The organism is Serratia surfactantfaciens (assembly GCF_001642805.2).
In the GTDB taxonomy this organism is placed as follows: Bacteria; Pseudomonadota; Gammaproteobacteria; order Enterobacterales; family Enterobacteriaceae; genus Serratia; species Serratia surfactantfaciens.
This window is the reverse complement of the sequence record NZ_CP016948.1, coordinates 4,704,090-4,723,085: the sequence shown is the minus strand read 5'-3', so window position 1 is coordinate 4,723,085 and position 18,996 is coordinate 4,704,090. Positions and strand designations below refer to the sequence as shown.

The following is an 18,996-nucleotide window of genomic DNA, read 5'->3' as shown; positions in this document are numbered from 1 at the left end:
AGGCTCACTCACGCCAGAAGGTTGGCGTGAACAGCACCAGCAATGTAAACACTTCCAGGCGCCCGAACAGCATCGTCACCACCAGGATCCACTTGGCTGCCGCCGGCATCGTGGTGAAGTTATCCGCCACCACCCCCAGGCCGGGGCCAAGGTTATTGAGCGTTGCCGTCACTGCGGCGAACGCGGAAAAGTCGTCGACACCGGTGGCAATGATCGCCAACATGCTGACGATAAACACCAGTGCATAGGCGGAGAAGAATCCCCATACCGCTTCCAGAATGCGTTCCGGCAGCGCGCGGTTGCCCAGTTTGATGGTATAGACCGCGTTGGGGTGCACCAGCCTCTTCAACTCGCGCGAGCCCTGCAGGTATAGCAGCAGAATACGGATCACCTTCAGGCCGCCGCCGGTCGAGCCGGCGCAGCCGCCGATGAACGCCGAACATAGCAACAACATCGGTAAGAACAGCGGCCATTTGGCGATGCTGTCGGTCGTAAAACCGGCCGTGGTCGCCATCGAGACCACCTGGAAAAACGCCTGATTGAGCGTTTCCATACCGCTCTTGTACACGCCATGCCCCCAGAGCACCAACGTACACACCACCACCAGCGTCAGCTGAACGAAGATAAACATGCGGAATTCAGGATCGCGCCCATACACCTTCAGACTGCGGCCGCTCAGCAAAGCGAAGTGCAGGCCATAGTTACAGCCGGAAATCAGCAGGAACACGGCGATGATGGTGTTGATGGTCGGACTGGCGTAATAACCGATACTGGCGTCGTGGGTAGAAAAACCGCCGATGGCGATAGTCGAGAAACTGTGGCCGATGGCATCGAACACCGACATCCCGGCACCCCATAGCGCCAGCGCGCAGGCCACGGTCAGCAATACATAGATTAGCCACAGAGTTTTGGCGGTTTCGGCAATGCGCGGACGCATCTTGTTATCTTTCAGCGGCCCGGGCATTTCCGCCCGATACAGCTGCATGCCGCCGACGCCGAGTATCGGCAGTATCGCTACCGCCAACACGATGATCCCCATACCGCCCATCCATTGCAGCATTTGGCGATAAAACAGAATGGCCTTCGGCAGCGAGTCCAGCCCCACCAGCGTCGTCGCGCCGGTAGTCGTCAATCCCGAGAAGGATTCAAAGAAGGCGTCGGTCAGCGACAAGTTGGGCCGTTCCGAAAACAGGAACGGCAATGCCCCTACGCTGCCCAGCACGGTCCAGAACAATACGACGATCAGGAAGCCTTCGCGCGGCTTCAGCTCGTGTTTCTGTTTGCGGTTCGGCCACCACAGCATCAGGCCGATGGTCAGCGCCACGAAGAAGGTTTGGCTGAACGCGCGCCCCGCCCCATCGCGGTAAATCAATGCCACCAGGCCGGGAATAAACATCGTCCCGGAGAACAGGATGACCAGCAGACCAACGATACGGGTTATGGCGCGAAAATGCATTTCAGCACGATCCTTAGCAATTCAATTGGGAGGAATTATTGCGAAATGGGGGTTAATTGCAAATTACCGCGACTGAGATCACGCAATTTATTCCCAAACAGATCGACCTCGGTGGCCGGCAACGCCAGATGCAGCACGACGGCGGCGCCGTATTCGCCCTGCAGGATCCGACCTGCGGTTTGCTGCAGCAAGTTCTCCACCAACGCCAACTGCGCATAGTCGCACTGCAAGATATATTCGGCTTCCGGCACCTTTTGTACCAATGCCAACTGCTTCAACGCCTGTTGAACGCCGTTGCCATAGGCTTTCACCAGCCCGCCGGTACCTAATTTGACGCCGCCGTAGTAACGGACAACCACGGCGGTCACTTCGCCGATACCGCTGCCCATCAGCTGCGCGAGGATCGGTTTGCCGGCGGTGCCCGACGGTTCGCCGTCGTCGGAGAACCCCAACTGCTGCGAGTCATCGGGACTACCGGCGACGAAGGCCCAGCAGTGGTGCCGCGCCGCCGGGTGCTCATCCCGTACCTGCTGAATAAACGCCTTTGCCGCTTCTACCCCGCTGGTCGGCGCCAGCAGGGTGATAAAACGGCTCTTCTTTATCTCTTCGGTAAAGCAGGTTGCTTCCGCCGGTATCGGGTACGGCCGCATCAGGCCAGGTTCAGATCGCGCGTCATGTTCTCGATGCGCTTTTCGTGGATCACGATGTTGTCTTCGATACGGATGCCGCCATACGGCTTCAGCGCATCGATGCGATCCCAGGCGAAGTGCTGCTTGAACTCACCGCTGCGCCACGGCGCCAACAGAGAGTCGATAAAGTACAGACCCGGTTCGATGGTCAACACCATGCCCGGCTGCAACACGCGGGTACACCGCAGGAACGGATACTTGGACGGCGCCGCCAGATGGGTGCCTTGCTCATCCTGCATAAAGCCGGCGGCGTCGTGCACCTGCAGGCCCAGCGGGTGACCCAACCCGTGCGGCAGGAACGGCGTGGTGATGCCCGTTTCAACCATCGCCTCTTCGCTAAGGCCGTTCACCAGCTTGTGATTCTTGAGCAGTTTGGCGATGCGCTGGTGCATCTGCACATGATAGTCGGTATAGCGCACGCCGGTCTTGATGGTGTCGATCAACGCCAGTTGTTCACTATTGAGATCTTTCACCAGGTGGGCGAACTCGCTGCCGCTTTGCGCTGCATAGGTGCGGGTCAGATCGGCGGCGTAGCCGTTATATTCCGCACCGGCGTCGATCAGGAAACTCAGTGACTCGGCCGGCGGCTGGTGATCCAGTTTGGTGTAGTGCAGCACCGAAGCGTGTTCGTTCAGCGCCACGATGTTGTCGTAAGGCACGTCGGTATCGCGGTGGCCAGTCGCCGTCAGGTAGGCCAGGTTGATGTCGAACTCGCTCATGCCGGAGAGGAAGGCCTCATGCGCCGCGCGATGGCCGGTTACCGCCGTCTTCTGCGCTTCGCGCATGCAGGCCAGCTCGTAACCGGTTTTGATCGAACGGTGGAAATCCAGGTAGTTCAACACCGCTTTCGGATTGATGTTCTCAGAAGGGATGCCGAGATCGCGGGCGCGCTGTTGCGCATAACCGATATAGCCGACGCGCTCACGCTGAGGCGGAAGCTGCTGCGCAATAGCGTCAGCGTTGGCCAGCGGCATCAATTCAAGGGATTTGGTCCAGAAACTGTTCGGCAGCGGCTCTACGCTATGCCAATAGTCAACCGGAGAGTAGAACCACAGCTTCGGCTTATTGACGCCGTCGATCCACAACCAGCAGTTCGGCACCGACGTCACCGGCACCCAGGCTTTGAAATGCGCATTCACTTTGAACGGATAGCTATGGTCGTCCAAAAATACCTTTTGCAGTTCCCCGGAGTGAATCAGCAGCGCATCCAACTTGTTGCGCTCAAGCACTTCGCGCGCGCGTTTTTGCAGCTCTGCCAGGTGGTCGTTATACAAAGAAGCCAGCGTTTCCATCACAATACCCTTATGCCTTAGCACGAAAGAAGCCATCTTAACACAGCGCTCCGGCGCACCAACCTCATCGCGTTGGGCATGCGGAGCAGCTCGCAATTCCCTGCAAATGCCGTTACATCCGCAGTTTAACCATCAGCCAGCCGGCCAGGCCGAGCAGCGCTATCGCCAGCGCCCACAGGCCATGGTGCTCCAACAACACCGCGCCGGCTGCGGCGACGCCCGCCAGACACTGCTGCAGAAAACCGCACAGCGCCATCGCATAGGCGCCGTACTCTTTGGCGTCGCTGACCGCCATCGCCATGCTGTTGGGAAACAGCACCGCCTGGCCAAAAATAGTCAGGCAATACAGCGCGATGAACACCACCATGCCGGAAAGGCCGGCCAGGATGCCGCTCCACCACAGCAGCAGGATCGCTGCCGTCGCCAGAGCCACGATGCCGCTGCCGGTTTGCATCAGCTTTTTCCCGCCGACACGCGCCACCGTGCGGTTCACCGTCAACGCGCCGCTAAAGTAGGCGATGCCGATCACCAATCCCAGCGCGCCGAACGCCGTGACGTTGAGACCAAAACCTTGCTGCATGACGAACGGGCTCACCTCCTGCAACGTCACCGTGGTGGCGAAGCCCAGCCCGCCAACGCAGGCCGGCCAAAAGAACCCCGGCCGCCGCAGGATGGCGAAGTAGGTGGCCGCCATCGCCGGACGTGGCCCACGTGCCCGCCCCGCTTCCAGCGGCAGCGTCACCATCAGCGCCAGAACGGTCAATCCGGTGGCGGCCATCAAGACGAAGCCCATCTGCCAGTGCGAATATTGGCTGAGCAGGCCGCCGATAAACTGCCCCCCGCCCAGTGCGGTGATGAAAGCGATGGAGAGCACCGACAGACGGCGCGCCAGCTCATCACCGCTCCAGTTATCCCGCACGATGATACGCGCAATGATCGCCGCACCGCCGGCGCCGACGCCCTGCAGAGCGCGCAGGGTCAGCAGCTCGGCACCGTTGCTGCACAGCGCCAACAGCCCGCTGCAGCCAATGAAGAGAAACAGGGAAAGCGTCAGCGGCGCTCGACGGCCAAAGCGATCGGCCGCCGCGCCCCAGAACAGCACCGGCAACGCAGCGCCGATGACGAAGATTGAAATGGACAACTCGGTGGCTCGCCGGCTCATCGTCAACTCCCGCATCACCGTCGGCAGCGAAGGCAGGTACACGGTCGTCGCCATTTGTGCCATGAACACCAACAGACACGCCAGCGTCATGGTTCTGGCGGGAATGCTCCATAAGCCGCTGCGTTTGACACAAGCCGCCTTATTCATGCGTAACCTCGTCTGAATGATCAATCGCTGCGAGCAAGTGTATGAGGGCCGACCAACTCCAGCAAATGCCGATAGCACATAAAATATAACTTCGTTCTAAATCAAAACACTAACTTGGTGAGATGTGATCCGACCAGCAAATATGCAATCTCTTATTTGCATATTATTAACATAAAAACCACACTCCTCTTCATCTGGTCATACCAGATCATACGCTGATTCAGGAGATAGACATGCTCTACCAAGGCGAAACATTACAACTGCACTGGCTCGATAACGGCATCGCCGAGCTGGTGTTCAATGCACCAGGCTCGGTCAACAAGCTGGATACCCGCACCGTCGCCAGCCTGGGCGAAGCGCTCACCGTGCTGGAAAACCAGCCTGCGCTGAAGGGGCTGTTGCTGCGCTCCACCAAAGCCGCGTTTATCGTCGGCGCCGATATCACCGAATTCCTTTCTCTGTTCGCCGCGCCGGCCGAAAAGCTGCAAGAGTGGCTGGTGTTCGCCAACAACGTCTTTAACCGGCTGGAAGATTTGCCGGTGCCGACCATTTCGGCCATTAACGGCTATGCGCTCGGCGGCGGTTGCGAATGCATTCTGGCGACCGATTTCCGCGTCGCCTCACCGGACGCGCGTATCGGCCTGCCGGAAACCAAATTGGGCATCATGCCGGGCTTCGGCGGTTCCGTCCGCCTGCCGCGCCTGCTGGGTAACGACAGCGCGCTGGAAATCATCGCCGCCGGCAAAGACGTCAGCGCCAAAGACGCGTTGAAAGTCGGCCTGGTCGATGCGGTAGTGGCGCCGGAAAAACTGGCCGAAGCGGCGCTCAAAATGCTGCAACAGGCGATCGACGGCAAACTGGACTGGCGCGCCGCGCGTCAACCGAAGCTGGAGCCGCTGAAACTCAGCCCGATCGAAGCGGCGATGAGCTTCACCACCGCCAAAGGCATGGTGCTGCAGACCGCCGGCAAACATTACCCGGCGCCGATGACCGCAGTGAAGACCATTGAAGCCGCCGCCAAGCTGGGCCGCGATGAAGCGCTGAAACTGGAAACCGCCAGCTTCGTGCCGTTGGCGCGTTCCAACGAAGCGCGCGCGCTGGTCGGCATCTTCCTCAACGACCAGTTCGTGAAGGGCCAGGCGAAAAAGCTGGCCAAGAATGTGGATGCGCCGAAACAGGCGGCGGTGCTGGGCGCCGGCATCATGGGCGGCGGCATCGCCTACCAATCGGCGCTGAAAGGCGTGCCGGTGATCATGAAAGACATCAGCGACAAGTCGCTGACGCTGGGCATGAGCGAAGCGGCCAAGCTGCTCAACAAGCAGCTGGAACGCGGCAAGCTGGATGGCCTGAAAATGGCGCAGGTGCTGTCGACCATTCAGCCGACGCTGGACTACGCTGGCATCGAGCGCGCGCAGGTGATCGTCGAAGCGGTGGTGGAGAATCCGAAGGTGAAAGCCGCCGTGCTGTCGGAAGTGGAAGGCCTGATCGGTGAAGACACTGTTCTGGCGTCGAACACCTCGACCATTCCGATTAATCACCTGGCAAAATCGCTGAAGCGCCCGCAAAACTTCTGCGGCATGCACTTCTTTAACCCGGTGCACCGCATGCCGCTGGTCGAGATCATCCGCGGCGAACAGACCAGCGACGACACCATCGCCAAAGTGGTGGCCTACGCCAGCCGCATGGGCAAAACGCCGATCGTGGTGAACGACTGCCCGGGCTTCTTCGTCAACCGCGTGCTGTTCCCGTATTTCGCCGGTTTCAGCCTGCTGCTGCGCGACGGCGCCGACTTCCGTCAGATCGATAAAGTGATGGAGAAACAGTTCGGCTGGCCGATGGGCCCGGCCTACCTGCTCGACGTCGTGGGCATCGATACCGCGCACCACGCGCAGGCGGTGATGGCCGCCGGCTTCCCGGATCGCATGAGCAAAGACTACCGCGACGCCATTGACGTGATGTTCGACAGCCAGCGCTTCGGTCAGAAAAACCAACTGGGCTTCTACCGTTACAGCCAGGACAACAAAGGCAAGCCGCGCAAGGACAACGACGAACAGACCGATGCGCTGCTGGCCGAAGTGAGCCAACCGCGCCAGACCATCAGCGACGAAGAAATCATCGCGCGCATGATGATCCCGATGATCAACGAGGTGGTTCGCTGCCTGGAAGAGAAGATCGTCGCCAGCCCGGCGGAAGCCGATATGGCGCTGGTCTACGGCATCGGCTTCCCTCCGTTCCACGGCGGCGCGTTCCGCTACCTGGATACGCTTGGCACCGCCAACTACGTTGAGCTGGCCCAGCGTTACGCACACCTCGGCGCGCTGTATCAGGTGCCGGCCGGTCTGCGCGCCAAGGCCGAGCACAATGAAAGCTACTACCCGGTGGCGACACCGCTGTCCGACGTCGCTACCCGCCAACCGGCATGAGGTCATAAAGATGGAAAACGTAGTTATTGTTGATGCCGTACGCACGCCGATGGGCCGCTCCAAGGGTGGCGCCTTCCGCCAGGTACGCGCCGAAGATCTCTCCGCTCACCTGATGCGCGAAGTGCTGAGCCGCAACCCGGCGCTGGACGCCGCCGAGATCGATGACATTTACTGGGGCTGCGTGCAGCAGACGCTGGAGCAAGGCTTCAACATCGCCCGCAACGCCGCGCTGCTGGCCGAGATCCCGCACCGCGTGCCGGCGGTGACCGTCAACCGCCTGTGCGGCTCTTCGATGCAGGCGCTGCATGACGCGGCGCGCGCCATCATGGTGGGCGACGCGCACGTCAGCCTGATCGGCGGCGTGGAACACATGGGCCATGTGCCGATGAACCACGGCGTGGATTTCCATCCGGGCCTGAGCCGCAGCGTGGCCAAAGCCGCCGGGATGATGGGGCTGACCGCCGAAATGCTGGCCAAGATGCACAACATCAGCCGCCAGATGCAGGATGAATTCGCCGCCCGCTCCCACCAGCGCGCGCATGCAGCGACGCTGGCGGGTTACTTTAAGAACGAGATCGTACCGACCAACGGCCACGACGCCGACGGCGTGCTGACCCGTTTCGACTTCGATGAAGTCATTCGCCCGGAAACCACCGTCGAAAGCCTGTCGGCCCTGCGCCCGGCGTTCGATCCGGTCAACGGCACCGTCACCGCCGGCAGTTCTTCCGCCCTGTCGGACGGCGCTTCCGCCATGCTGCTGATGAGCGAATCGCGCGCCAAAGCGCTCGGTTTGAAGGCCCGCGCCCGTATCCGCTCGATGGCGGTCGTCGGCTGCGATCCTTCCATCATGGGCTACGGCCCGGTGCCGGCCAGCAAGCTGGCGCTGAAACGTGCCGGTCTGAGCGTGCAGGACATCGATCTGTTCGAGCTGAACGAAGCGTTCGCCGCCCAGTCGCTGCCGTGCATCAAGGATCTGGGGCTGATGGACAGCCTCGACGACAAGATCAACCTGAACGGCGGCGCCATCGCGCTCGGCCACCCGCTGGGTTGTTCAGGCTCTCGCATCTCGACCACCTTGTTGAACAACATGGAACGTCGCGACGCGCAGTTTGGCCTGGCGACCATGTGCATCGGTCTGGGCCAGGGTATCGCCACCGTCTTTGAACGCGTTTAGCTGTGTCTATCTTGGGATGACCGCGTCACCACTTCAAATCGCGGCATCCCGCCAAGTTTAGTTGCCGTTCTTCCCGCCTGTCAGGGGCGGGTTTTTTATGCCTGAAATTTGCCGACGCCCAAATAAAAACGGGGCGACCCTCGGCCACCCCGTTCACTGTGCATCGCTTCTGTCAGATAAACGAAAACGCGTCGCCGAACATATGCGCTTCCTGCGCGCCGCGCTCGGCGCAGAAACGCTCGCGGGCGATTTTCGCCATCTCGAAACGCCCGGCGATATAGATGTCATGCTCCGCCAGCGTCCCGAAATCCTGCAGCACCGCGCTGAGCACGGTGCCGCTGCGGCCGCGCCATTCGGCATCCGGCTGCTCGACCACCGGGATCACCTTCAGGTTCGGGTGCTGCAACGACAGCGCTTCCAGCTCGCTCAGATCGTACAGGTGCTTCAGCTCACGCCCGCCCCAGTAGATAGAAATGTCGCGATCGGGCTGCTGCTCCAACGCGGTCAGCAGAATTGAACGCGCATAAGAGAAACCGGTGCCACCGGCGATCAGCACCAGCGGACGGCTGCCCTCTTCCCGCAGCCAGGCATCGCCGTGCGGCATGTCGACGGTGATCGCCTGCTCTTTCAGGATGCGATCCATCACCGCCATGGCGTACAAATTCAGTTCCGAAGCGCCGATATGCAGCTCGATATAATCTTGCTGCGTCGGGGTAGATGCCAGCGAGAACGGACGCTTGTCGCGCTCGTCCATCACCACCATCAGATATTGCCCTGCCTTGAAAGAAAACGGCTGTTCAGGCACCAGACGTACCCGATAAACCGTATCGGTAATGGCCTCTACCGAGGTCACTTTACAGCTCAATATTGTCATGCGTTCCCTCTGTCGGGTCATCAATGCAAAGCTGAGAACAGAGCCTGACGTTATAACGTCGGCTCCCTGTCACTGAAGATTGCGAGCTCATCCCAGATTTCGTCGACGCGCGCACGTACCTTTTCATCCATCTGAATCGGACGGCCCCATTCGCGATCGGTTTCACCCGGCCATTTATTGGTGGCGTCCAGCCCCATCTTCGAACCCAGCCCGGAAACCGGCGAGGCGAAGTCCAGATAGTCGATCGGCGTATTCTCCACCAGAACGGTATCCCTTGCCGGATCCATTCGTGTCGTGATCGCCCAAATCACGTCGTTCCAGTCGCGCGCATTGACGTCATCATCACAGACGATAACAAATTTGGTGTACATAAACTGCCGCAGGAACGACCAGACGCCCATCATCACGCGTTTAGCGTGGCCGGCGTACTGTTTTTTCATGGTCACTACCGCCAGGCGATACGAGCATCCCTCCGGCGGCAGATAGAAATCAACGATTTCCGGGAACTGCTTTTGCAGGATCGGCACGAACACTTCGTTCAGCGCCACGCCCAGGATCGCCGGCTCATCCGGCGGCCGGCCGGTGTAGGTCGAGTGGTAGATCGCGTTGCGGCGCTGGGTGATGTGGGTGACGGTGAATACCGGGAACTGGTCGATTTCATTGTAGTAGCCGGTGTGATCGCCGTACGGGCCTTCCGGCGCCATTTCACCCGGTTCGATATAGCCTTCCAGCACGATTTCAGCACTGGCGGGCACTTCCAGATCGTTGGAAAGGCACTTGACCACTTCGGTTTTATTGCCGCGCAGCAGCCCGGCAAAGGCGTATTCAGACAGGGTATCCGGCACCGGCGTGACCGCGCCGAGGATAGTGGCGGGATCGGCGCCCAACGCCACGGCGACCGGGAAACGCTCGCCGGGATGCGCCTGGCACCACTCCTGGTAATCCAGCGCGCCGCCACGGTGCGACAGCCAGCGCATGATCACTTTATTCTTGCCCAGCACCTGCTGGCGGTAGATGCCGAGGTTTTGCCGTTCCTTATGCGGGCCGCGGGTCACCGTCAGCCCCCAGGTGATCAGCGGCGCGGCGTCTTCCGGCCAGCAGTGCATCACCGGAATACGGCTGAGATCGACATCATCGCCTTGCCATACCTGCTCCTGACAAGGCGCTGAACCCAGCACCTTGGTCGGCATGTTCAGCACCTGCTTGAACTTCGGCATTTTGTCGAACAGATCGCGGAAGCCTTTCGGCGGCTCCGGTTCTTTGAGGAACGCCAGCAGTTTGCCGACTTCGCGCAGCGCGCTGATGTCTTCCTGCCCCATGCCCATCGCCACGCGATTGGCGGTGCCGAACAGGTTGCACAGCACCGGCATGTCGTACCCTTTCGGGTTTTCAAACAGCAATGCCGGGCCGCCCGCCCGCAGGGTGCGATCGGCAATCTCCGTCATTTCCAGGTAAGGATCGATCGGCTGGCTGATGCGTTTTAGTTCCCCTCTCTTCTCCAGCAACGAGAGGAAATCGCGTAAGTCACGGTATTTCATGCTGATCATTATAGCGGCCAGTGGGGAGGGCATTATAAGCCCTCTTCACGGTTGTTGCTGCAATTTTGTTAACGCCGCCCGCTGCCGGGCGGCGTTCAGCGGCAGTGGAACGGCACCAGCGAGGCCAATGCGCGCGTATCCTGATATTCGCGCGTCTCTTCGCCGTGGCGGAACACCTTGAAGCCCTGCCCGTTGGCGCTGAAGTAACGCAGCTCGTTGCCTTCAACGTGCAACAGGCTGCCTTCACGCAGCGCCACTACCGATTCGCTCGGGTTGATCGCGCAGAACTCCGCCAGGCGCTCGTCACGGGTTTCGCCCATGTGGCCGCTGATATGCGCATCGATGTAATGCGGGTTGATCTGCACCGGGAACAGCCCCAACGCCGGCAGCACCACGCTGCAGCGCACCGGCATATCGTTGGTGGTGCGAATGCTCGGCGTGGCCACGTTGCAACCGGCACTCCAGCCGACGTAAGGCACTTCGCGTTCGCGCACCGCGCGCTGGATAGGCACAATCAGGCCTTGCTCGTGCAGCATCTGGTTCAGCAACCAGGTATTGCCGCCGCTGACCAAAATGCATTCCGCCTGCGCGATGGCCTCCGCGGGCGAAGCGGCGTGGTGGATGCTGGTGACTTCAATGCCCAATGTTTGCGCCAGCTCCTGCGCACGCCGATCGTAGTCGTAACGGATCAGCGCGTAAGGGATAAAGACGGCGGATTTAATGCCGCGGCGCGCAATCATCGCCAGCAGTTGGCTTTTGGCGTACCCCAGCAGTTCGGCTTCGCCAGACAGCTTGCCGTTGCTCAACAGAAACAGCTCCATTTCTCTCCCCCTCGGTCAAAAACGATGAATAGCGTCACAGCCGGTGGCGCAACGCCTTGCCATACTGTGACGGTAACAAATTTTTCAGTCCTCTGTTATACCAGCACCGTATCGACAAGTGTGTGACCCTTCGCTAATAGCCATAGATTCATAGAGATAGGCGATGTTACATGCTGAAACTTGCATCACTATGTATCCGGAATAGCTTTTGATATGCTTACCGGCTGGCAGAAAGGCATGTGAAATTATGGAATCCTGGTATCTACTTTATTGCAAACGCGGTCAGCTGTTGCGAGCGCAGGAACATCTGGAACGGCAGCAGGTAAACTGCCTCAGCCCGATCATCACGCTGGAAAAAATCGTGCGTGGCAAACGCATTGCGGTCAGCGAACCCCTGTTTCCCAACTATCTGTTTGTGGAGTTCGACCCGGAGCGCATTCACACCACCACCATCAGCGCCACCCGCGGCGTCAGCCACTTCGTGCGTTTCGGCGCGCTGCCGAGCGTCATCCCGAGCAAGGTGATCGATGAGCTGCGCACCCACGCCAGCGAAGCCTATGTCGATCCGGAAACCCCACAGCCTGGGGATACCGTCCTGATCGTCGACGGCGTGTTCGAAGGATTGCAGGCGATCTACACCGAGCCGGACGGCGAGGCGCGCTCCATGCTGCTGCTGAACCTGATCAACAAACAGGTCAGTCAAAGCATCGACAATCGGCAATTCCAGAAAATGTAATGTAAAAAGGCGCCCTCAGGCGCCTTTTTTACGGTTTCGCGCTTAGCGGCGCAGCGCTTCTTCATGCAGCCACTGGGCGACACGCTTGGCGAAGTAAGTCAGCACACCGTCGGCACCGGCGCGTTTGAAGCACATCAACGACTCCATCACCGCTGGCTGCTCCTGCAGCCAGCCGTTCTGAATCGCCGCCATGTGCATGGCGTACTCTCCGGACACCTGATAAGCGAAGGTCGGCACGCCGAAGGTATCCTTCACGCGGCGCACCACGTCCAGGTACGGCATGCCCGGCTTCACCATCACCATGTCCGCACCTTCCTGCAGATCCTGTGCAATCTCCTGCAGCGCTTCGTCGCTGTTGGCCGGATCCATCTGATAGGTCTTCTTGTTGCCGCCCTTCAGATTGCCGCTGGAGCCCAGCGCATCGCGGAACGGGCCGTAGTAACAGGAAGCGTACTTGGCGGAGTAGGCCATGATCTGAGTGTTCACCAGGCCCTGCAGCTCCAGACGATCGCGGATCGCCCCGATGCGGCCGTCCATCATGTCGCTCGGCGCCACGATTTCCGCGCCCGCTTCGGCATGGGACAGCGCCTGACGCACCAGAATGTCTTTGGTCACGTCGTTAATTACGTAGCCCTGTTCATCGATCACCCCGTCCTGCCCGTGCGTAGTGTAGGGATCGAGCGCTACGTCGGTCAGAATGCCCAGCTCAGGCACCGCGTCTTTCAGCGCGCGCACCGTGCGCTGCACCAGCCCTTCCGGGTTATAGGCTTCTTCCGCATGCAGCGATTTCAGGCCCGGTTCGATCACCGGGAACAGGGAAATCACCGGCACGCCGAGTTTGGCGATGGCTTCCGCTTCCTTGACCAGCAGATCGATCGTCATGCGCGATACGCCAGGCATCGAGGCCACTTCTTCCTGGCGGTTGCTGCCTTCCATGACAAACACCGGATAGATCAGGTCGTTGACCGTCAGTTGGTTCTCGGCGACCAGGCGGCGGCTGAAGTCATGACGGCGCACGCGGCGCATACGGCGACCAGGGAAGGTGCCCGGAAATGCATAGCTCATAGTTTTCTCCTAGCTCAAACCAGCCGGAATAGCCGGCGGGCGTTCTCATCGGTTTTTTGCCCCAGCCATTGCGGCTCTTCCTGCCGCCAGATGGCGACCTGATGCACGATGTGGGGCAGGAAACAGGGTTCGTTGCGGCGAGATGCGGGTTTAGGCAGTAAATCCCGGGGCAACAGATAAGGGGCGTCCGTTTCCAGCAGCAGACGCTCGGCCGGGATCTGCGGCAACAGGGCGCGCAATTCCAGGCCGCGCCGCTCGTCGCAGACCCAACCGGTAATCCCGATCGACAGGCCCAACGACAGGCAGCTTGCTAATTCTTCGGCGGTGCCGGTGAAGCAGTGCACCACGGCCGCGGGCAGTTTATCCAACCACGGCGTCAGTAGCTCGGCAAAACGTGCGTGTGCGTCGCGGCAATGAAGAAACACCGGCAGCGCCAACTCCGCCGCCAGCGCCAGCTGCGCAGTGAACGCCGCTTCCTGCTGCTCAGGCGTCGAGAAATTGCGGTTGAAATCCAGACCGCATTCGCCGACCGCCACCACTTCGGGGCGGGCGGCCAGGGCATAAATCTGCTCGGCGGTTTGTTCATTCCAACTGCTGGCGTAGTGCGGATGCACGCCGGCGGTAGACCAACAATAGCCCGGATGTTGTTGCGCCAGTTCGGCGGCTTCGCGGCTCTCCGGCAGATCGGTGCCGGTAATCAACATCCCGGTCACCCCTGCGGCGCGGGCGCGCTCCACCACCACCTGACGGTCTTTGGCGAATTGGCTGCTGGTAAGATTAACGCCGATATCAAACATGGTTTTTTCCAAAGCAAAAGCCGCCCAATGGGCGGCTTAGCAATCAATGTGGTTCAGGGGGCTGGGGGTTCGTCGCCCTCGTCTTCTTCTTCCGCCTGCGGACGACGTTTGCCGGTATAGAAGCGGGCGAAGAACACCCCGACTTCAAACAGCAGATACATCGGTATCGCCAACAGGGTTTGCGAGAACACGTCCGGCGGCGTCAACAACATGCCGACCACAAACGCGCCGACCAGCACATACGGCCGTTTCTTCTTCAGGTCGTCCGGCGAAGTGACGCCACTCCAGCACAGCAGAATAATAGCGACCGGCACTTCGAAGGCGACGCCAAACGCCATAAACAGCGCCATGACGAAGTCGAGGTAGTTTTTGATGTCGGTAGCAATGGTCACCCCCATCGGCGCGGTCTTGGCGAAGAAGCCGAAGGCCAGCGGGAACACGATGAAGTAGGCGAAGGCCATACCGAGGTAAAACAGCAGGCTGCTGGACACCAGCAGCGGCATCATCAGGCGGCGTTCGTGCTTGTACAGCGCCGGCGCGATGAATGCCCATACCTGATACAGGATCATCGGCGCAGAGACGAACACCGAGACGATCATGGTCAGCTTGATCGGAGTAAAGAACGGTGACGCCACGTCGGTGGCGATCATGCTCGCCCCGGCCGGCAGCTGCTTGAGCAGCGGCGCGGAAACCAGCTGGTAGATGTCGTTGGCGAAAAACACCAGCACCACGAACACCGCCAGCACGCAAATAATCGAGTTCAACAGCCGCTTGCGCAGCTCTATCAGATGACTGATAAGGGGTTGGGTATCTTCAACAGCCATGTATTAACGATCGCCACTAGGTTGGTGAGACGTTGGGGTTTTATCCGCAACAGGTTCGACAGAGGCAGGCGCCGTTTCCACCGGCGCTTTAGCGGGTTGCGCCGCCACTGGCGGTGCCGGTGACACGGGCGCGACGGCTTCAGGTTCCGCTGGCGGTTTTGGCGCAGCGGCGGGCGCGCTGGCGCGGGTTGCCGCTTCAGCCGGCGTCACGCCGTCATGCAAGGCTTCCGGATCGGTGACCTGCGGATTATGGATGGTATTCGCCAGCTCTTCTTTCTCGCCCCGGTAGGTGCGTTTCAAAGATTCCGCCGCGTCTTTCAGCTCATCCATCGACGCCTTCAGCTCCGGCGTCAGGTTCTGCAGGCCGGCCTGTTCCGCTTTTTTCAGACTGTCCTGCAGCTCCTGCAGCTTCAGCTCTTGAGACAGTTCGTGCTGCACCGAGGCCGCCAGCGAGCGCAGCGCGCGGATCCAGCCCGACACCGTTCTGACCGCGACCGGCAACCGTTCCGGCCCCAGGACAACCAGGCCGATCACCAGCACCAACAGCAGCTCACTAAACCCAATGTCAAACACGGTTTATACCTGCTCTTTGTTCTTCGACTCTTCCGGTTTCACTTCCGGCTGCTTTTCGGTAATAGGCTTGGCCGAGAAGTCAGCGTCATCCAGGCTGCTTTTTTCAGCCGTGTTGGTAGTCGACGGCGTATCGTCGCCGATCGCCTTCTTGAAGCCCTTGATCGAGGCGCCGAGATCGGAGCCCAGCGTGCGCAGTTTTTTGGTACCGAACAGCAGCACCACGATCACTGCGATGATCAACAATTGCGTAATACTAATACCGCCCATTTTAATTACCTCTAATTTAAAGGGTCTTTTAAAGCCAGCCCGCATTATAGGGCCGACTTTACCAGAGTAACGAATTAAATCAGGTGGTTCGCTTCCAGCCAATCACCCAGCATACGACGCCGGCGGCCATCATCCAGGCGGGAAACACCTCGATTTGCCCCAGCAGCAACAGCGTGCCGCTTACCAACAGTGTAGCGCCAACGCCGAACAAATAACGTGACTGCCCCTGACGAACCCGCTGAGCCTGCATCTGATTAGTCAGCTTATCAACGCTTTGTTGCAACAGTTTATGTTGCTGCAGGCTGTCGTAAAACAGCTCGGGCAGTTCAGGCAGCTTCTCCGCCCAGAACGGCGCTTTCTCTTTCAGCGCGCGCACCACCGCGGGAATGCCGACCTGATCGCGCAGCCAGCTCTCGAGGAACGGCTTGGCGGTGGTCCACAGATCCAGCTGCGGATAGAGCTGGCGCCCCAGACCTTCAACATACAGCAAGGTCTTCTGCAATAACACCAGCTGCGGCTGCACTTCCATATTGAAGCGGCGCGCGGTGTTGAACAGGTTCAGCAGCACGTTGCCGAAGGAAATCTCCGCCAGCGGCTTCTCGAAAATCGGTTCGCACACCGTGCGGATGGCGAATTCGAAGTCTTCCACATTGGTGTCGCGCGGCACCCACCCGGAATCGACGTGCAGTTCCGCCACCTTACGGTAATCGCGGTTGAAGAAGGCGATGAAGTTTTCTGCCAGGTAACGTTTGTCATCCTTGTTCAGCGAACCGACGATGCCGCAGTCGATGCCGATGTAGCAGGGATCCTCCGGATGTTCATAGCTGACGAAAATATTACCGGGATGCATGTCCGCATGGAAGAAGCTGTCGCGGAATACCTGGGTAAAGAACACCTGGACGCCGCGTTCCGCCAACAGTTTCATGTTGGTGCCCTGTTGCTCCAGCGTGGCGATGTCCGAAACCGGAATGCCATAGATGCGTTCCATCACCAATACGCTTTCACGGCAGTAGTCGGAATAGACCTCCGGCACATACAGCATCGGGCTGCCGTCGAAATTGCGGCGCAGCTGAATGGCGTTGGCCGCTTCGCGCAGCAGGTTCAATTCGTCCAGCAGCGTTTTCTCGTACTCGCGCACCACTTCGCGCGGACGCAGGCGGCGGCCGTCCGGCAGCAGCTTCGGCACCCAGCCGGCCAACCGGTACATCAGCCGCACGTCGGCCTTGATAACCGGCCCGATATCCGGCCGGATCACCTTCAGCACCACTTCCTGACCGGTGGTTTTCAGCCGCGCGGTGTGCACCTGCGCTATCGAAGCGGAAGCCAGCGGCTGCTGCTCGAAGTCGTCGAACCAGGTTTCCAGCGGGCCGCCCATCGCCAACTCGATATGCTTGCGCGCCAACGCACCGTCGAAAGGCGCCACCCGATCCTGCAGCAGCGTCAGCTGATCGGCAATCTGCGGTGGAAACAGATCGCGGCGGGTCGACATCATCTGGCCAAACTTGATCCAGACCGGCCCCAACTCCTGCAGCGCCAGCCGCAGGCGTTCACCCAGCGGTTTGTCCTTGTGCCGATTCGGCATCCAGAACAGCAGCCGGCGGCCGAAGCGCAGCGGCAGCGTCAAACGCATTTTAGGGATCAGCTCATCCAGCCCATAGCTGAGAAAAACGCGGACGATAAAATACAAACGACGCAGTTCGCCTGGGGTCATCGCTTGCCCTCCAACTTGTCCATACGGGCAATCAGCGCTTCCGCGCTGCGGGCGAGCGCGTCGACTTCTTCATGGAACCACACCACTTCCAGCGGCCCCGGCGCCAGACGCCACTCTTCGGTCAGCGCCTCCGCCATGTCTTGTTGCCGACGCATCAATCCGGTCTTGAGTAACGAGGCACCTTTTCCCAGCGCCTGCGTGATGCCCTGAGCGGCGATATCGCCGATGTAGGGCGCCAGCCACTCCGCCGGATCCCACTCCGCCAGATCGAGCAGGCCAACCAGCTGTTGCACCACCTGAATATCACCTTCCACCGTCAATTCACCGCTGCGCATCAGCACCGGCAACTGCTGGCGATCGCGCAGCTTCAGCAAGGAGGGAATGCGGCTGCGCACCGTGCAATCAGCGCTGTCTTCAGACTGCCCCAGCACATCCACGCGCAGTTCGCTGAACACCAGCACCAGCGGCGAAGCCAACTCTTCCAGTTCAATACGCAGCACCTTGCCCGCCAGACGTTGGCGGGCGGCTTTCATGCTGCGATCGCGAAACAGCAGATTATTCAGCGAGGTTTCCAGCGCACCGGTCAGCAGAGGGGTAAACAGCATCGGCATCTCCCTCTCAGAACTTGAAGCCGCGATGCAGGGCGACAATCCCACCGGTCAGGTTGAAATAGGTGACGTTTTCAAAACCGGCGTTGCCCATCATGCCCTTCAGGGTTTCCTGATCGGGGTGCATGCGGATCGATTCCGCCAGGTAGCGGTAACTGTCCGGATCTTTCACCACCAGCTCGCCGATCTTCGGCAGCACGTGGAAGGAGTAAGCGTCGTAGGCTTTGCTCAGCGGCGCCAGCAGCGGCTTGGAGAACTCCAGCACCAGCAGGCGGCCGCCCGGCTTCAGCACGCGGAACATCGAACGCAGCGCTTTGTCTTTGTCGGTGACGTTGCGCAGGCCAAAGGAGATAGTGATGCAATCGAAGTAGTTGTCCGGGAACGGCAACGCTTCCGCATTGGCCTGGACGTAGTTGATGTTGCCGACAATGCCGCGATCGCGCAGCTTCTCGCGCCCCATTTTCAACATCGAATCGTTGATGTCCGCCAGCACCACCTGCCCCTGCTCGCCCACCATGCGGGAGAACTTGGCGGCCAGGTCGCCGGTGCCGCCGGCCAGATCCAGTACGCGCTGCCCACGGCGCACGCCGCTGCAGTCAATGGTGAAACGCTTCCAGATACGGTGAATGCCGAACGACATCAGGTCGTTCATCACGTCATACTTTGCCGCTACCGAATGAAAAACGTCCGCCACCATGGCCTGTTTTTCGTCTCTAGCGACGGTGCGAAAACCGAAATCGGTGGTTTCCTGCGATTGATCTGCCATTGTCCTGCCTGCTATTCAGTCAATTTTGTGTGGATGAGTGTACCAGAAGCCCGGGGAATACCCCACCTCGCCA

General features: G+C 60.0%; 18 protein-coding genes. 3 read left to right on the top strand and 15 right to left on the bottom strand.

The window, feature by feature from the left end; genetic code table 11:
- Positions 1-4 precede the first annotated feature (4 nt).
- From trkH to ATE40_RS22035, 4 genes are all read right to left on the bottom strand, one after another.
- A complete protein-coding gene (trkH, locus tag ATE40_RS22050; RefSeq protein ID WP_004934492.1) occupies positions 5-1,456 on the bottom strand; it encodes a Trk system potassium transporter TrkH in 1,452 nt (483 codons plus the stop codon).
- 35 nt (positions 1,457-1,491) lie between these two features.
- The gene (locus tag ATE40_RS22045) at positions 1,492-2,106 is read right to left on the bottom strand and encodes an IMPACT family protein (RefSeq protein WP_063918300.1); all 615 of its coding nucleotides are present in this window, start codon (positions 2,104-2,106) and stop codon (positions 1,492-1,494) included.
- Entirely contained in the window at positions 2,106-3,437 is a 1,332-nt protein-coding gene (gene pepQ, locus ATE40_RS22040) for a Xaa-Pro dipeptidase (protein ID WP_019455276.1), read from the bottom strand. The genes ATE40_RS22045 and pepQ overlap by 1 nt, the downstream gene beginning before the upstream one ends.
- Positions 3,438-3,549: 112 nt before the next feature.
- Positions 3,550-4,746, bottom strand: a complete 1,197-nt coding sequence (locus ATE40_RS22035) for an MFS transporter (protein ID WP_063918299.1) — start codon at positions 4,744-4,746, stop codon at positions 3,550-3,552.
- A 233-nt stretch (positions 4,747-4,979) separates the two neighbouring features.
- On the opposite strand from ATE40_RS22035, the gene fadB reads away from it, so the two are divergent.
- Positions 4,980-7,169 (top strand): fatty acid oxidation complex subunit alpha FadB, encoded by a 2,190-nt coding sequence (gene fadB / locus ATE40_RS22030; protein ID WP_019455278.1) that lies wholly within the window; start codon positions 4,980-4,982, stop codon positions 7,167-7,169.
- 10 nt (positions 7,170-7,179) lie between these two features.
- Positions 7,180-8,343 carry an acetyl-CoA C-acyltransferase FadA gene (gene fadA, locus ATE40_RS22025; protein ID WP_063918298.1) on the top strand — a complete coding sequence of 388 codons (1,164 nt, stop codon included), beginning with the start codon at positions 7,180-7,182 and terminating at the stop codon, positions 8,341-8,343.
- A 172-nt stretch (positions 8,344-8,515) separates the two neighbouring features.
- On the opposite strand, the gene fre is transcribed toward fadA, so the two are convergent.
- From fre to pepE, 3 genes are all read right to left on the bottom strand, one after another.
- Entirely contained in the window at positions 8,516-9,217 is a 702-nt protein-coding gene (gene fre / locus ATE40_RS22020; protein ID WP_025160385.1) for an NAD(P)H-flavin reductase, read from the bottom strand.
- Positions 9,218-9,267: 50 nt separating this feature from the next.
- Positions 9,268-10,788 (bottom strand): 4-hydroxy-3-polyprenylbenzoate decarboxylase, encoded by a 1,521-nt coding sequence (ubiD, locus tag ATE40_RS22015; protein ID WP_043129093.1) that lies wholly within the window; start codon positions 10,786-10,788, stop codon positions 9,268-9,270.
- 62 nt (positions 10,789-10,850) lie between these two features.
- Positions 10,851-11,576 (bottom strand): dipeptidase PepE, encoded by a 726-nt coding sequence (gene pepE, locus ATE40_RS22010; RefSeq protein ID WP_019455281.1) that lies wholly within the window; start codon positions 11,574-11,576, stop codon positions 10,851-10,853.
- 247 nt (positions 11,577-11,823) lie between these two features.
- On the opposite strand from pepE, the gene rfaH reads away from it, so the two are divergent.
- The gene (gene rfaH / locus ATE40_RS22005; protein ID WP_019455282.1) at positions 11,824-12,312 is read left to right on the top strand and encodes a transcription/translation regulatory transformer protein RfaH; all 489 of its coding nucleotides are present in this window, start codon (positions 11,824-11,826) and stop codon (positions 12,310-12,312) included.
- A gap of 42 nt (positions 12,313-12,354) precedes the next feature.
- Here the strand turns inward: rfaH and hemB are convergent, their stop codons facing one another.
- The 8 genes from hemB to ubiE form a co-directional block, all read right to left on the bottom strand.
- The gene (gene hemB, locus ATE40_RS22000) at positions 12,355-13,377 is read right to left on the bottom strand and encodes a porphobilinogen synthase (RefSeq protein WP_019455283.1); all 1,023 of its coding nucleotides are present in this window, start codon (positions 13,375-13,377) and stop codon (positions 12,355-12,357) included.
- A gap of 14 nt (positions 13,378-13,391) precedes the next feature.
- Complete coding sequence (tatD, locus tag ATE40_RS21995) at positions 13,392-14,174, bottom strand: 3'-5' ssDNA/RNA exonuclease TatD (RefSeq protein ID WP_025160386.1); 783 nt, start codon at positions 14,172-14,174, stop codon at positions 13,392-13,394.
- Positions 14,175-14,227: 53 nt separating this feature from the next.
- Positions 14,228-14,998 carry a Sec-independent protein translocase subunit TatC gene (gene tatC / locus ATE40_RS21990; protein ID WP_019455285.1) on the bottom strand — a complete coding sequence of 257 codons (771 nt, stop codon included), beginning with the start codon at positions 14,996-14,998 and terminating at the stop codon, positions 14,228-14,230.
- 3 nt (positions 14,999-15,001) lie between these two features.
- Complete coding sequence (tatB, locus tag ATE40_RS21985) at positions 15,002-15,571, bottom strand: Sec-independent protein translocase protein TatB (protein ID WP_063918297.1); 570 nt, start codon at positions 15,569-15,571, stop codon at positions 15,002-15,004.
- Between the two features lie 3 nt (positions 15,572-15,574).
- Positions 15,575-15,838: a Sec-independent protein translocase subunit TatA gene (gene tatA / locus ATE40_RS21980; protein ID WP_019455287.1), complete on the bottom strand. Its 264-nt coding sequence runs from the start codon at positions 15,836-15,838 to the stop codon at positions 15,575-15,577.
- 79 nt (positions 15,839-15,917) lie between these two features.
- Positions 15,918-17,549, bottom strand: a complete 1,632-nt coding sequence (gene ubiB, locus ATE40_RS21975; protein ID WP_063918296.1) for a ubiquinone biosynthesis regulatory protein kinase UbiB — start codon at positions 17,547-17,549, stop codon at positions 15,918-15,920.
- Positions 17,546-18,154 (bottom strand): ubiquinone biosynthesis protein UbiJ, encoded by a 609-nt coding sequence (ubiJ, locus tag ATE40_RS21970; RefSeq protein ID WP_019455289.1) that lies wholly within the window; start codon positions 18,152-18,154, stop codon positions 17,546-17,548. The genes ubiB and ubiJ overlap by 4 nt, the downstream gene beginning before the upstream one ends.
- 13 nt (positions 18,155-18,167) lie before the next feature.
- Positions 18,168-18,923, bottom strand: coding sequence for a bifunctional demethylmenaquinone methyltransferase/2-methoxy-6-polyprenyl-1,4-benzoquinol methylase UbiE (ubiE, locus tag ATE40_RS21965; protein ID WP_004934443.1), 756 nt, complete (start codon positions 18,921-18,923; stop codon positions 18,168-18,170).
- Positions 18,924-18,996: the final 73 nt, after the last annotated feature.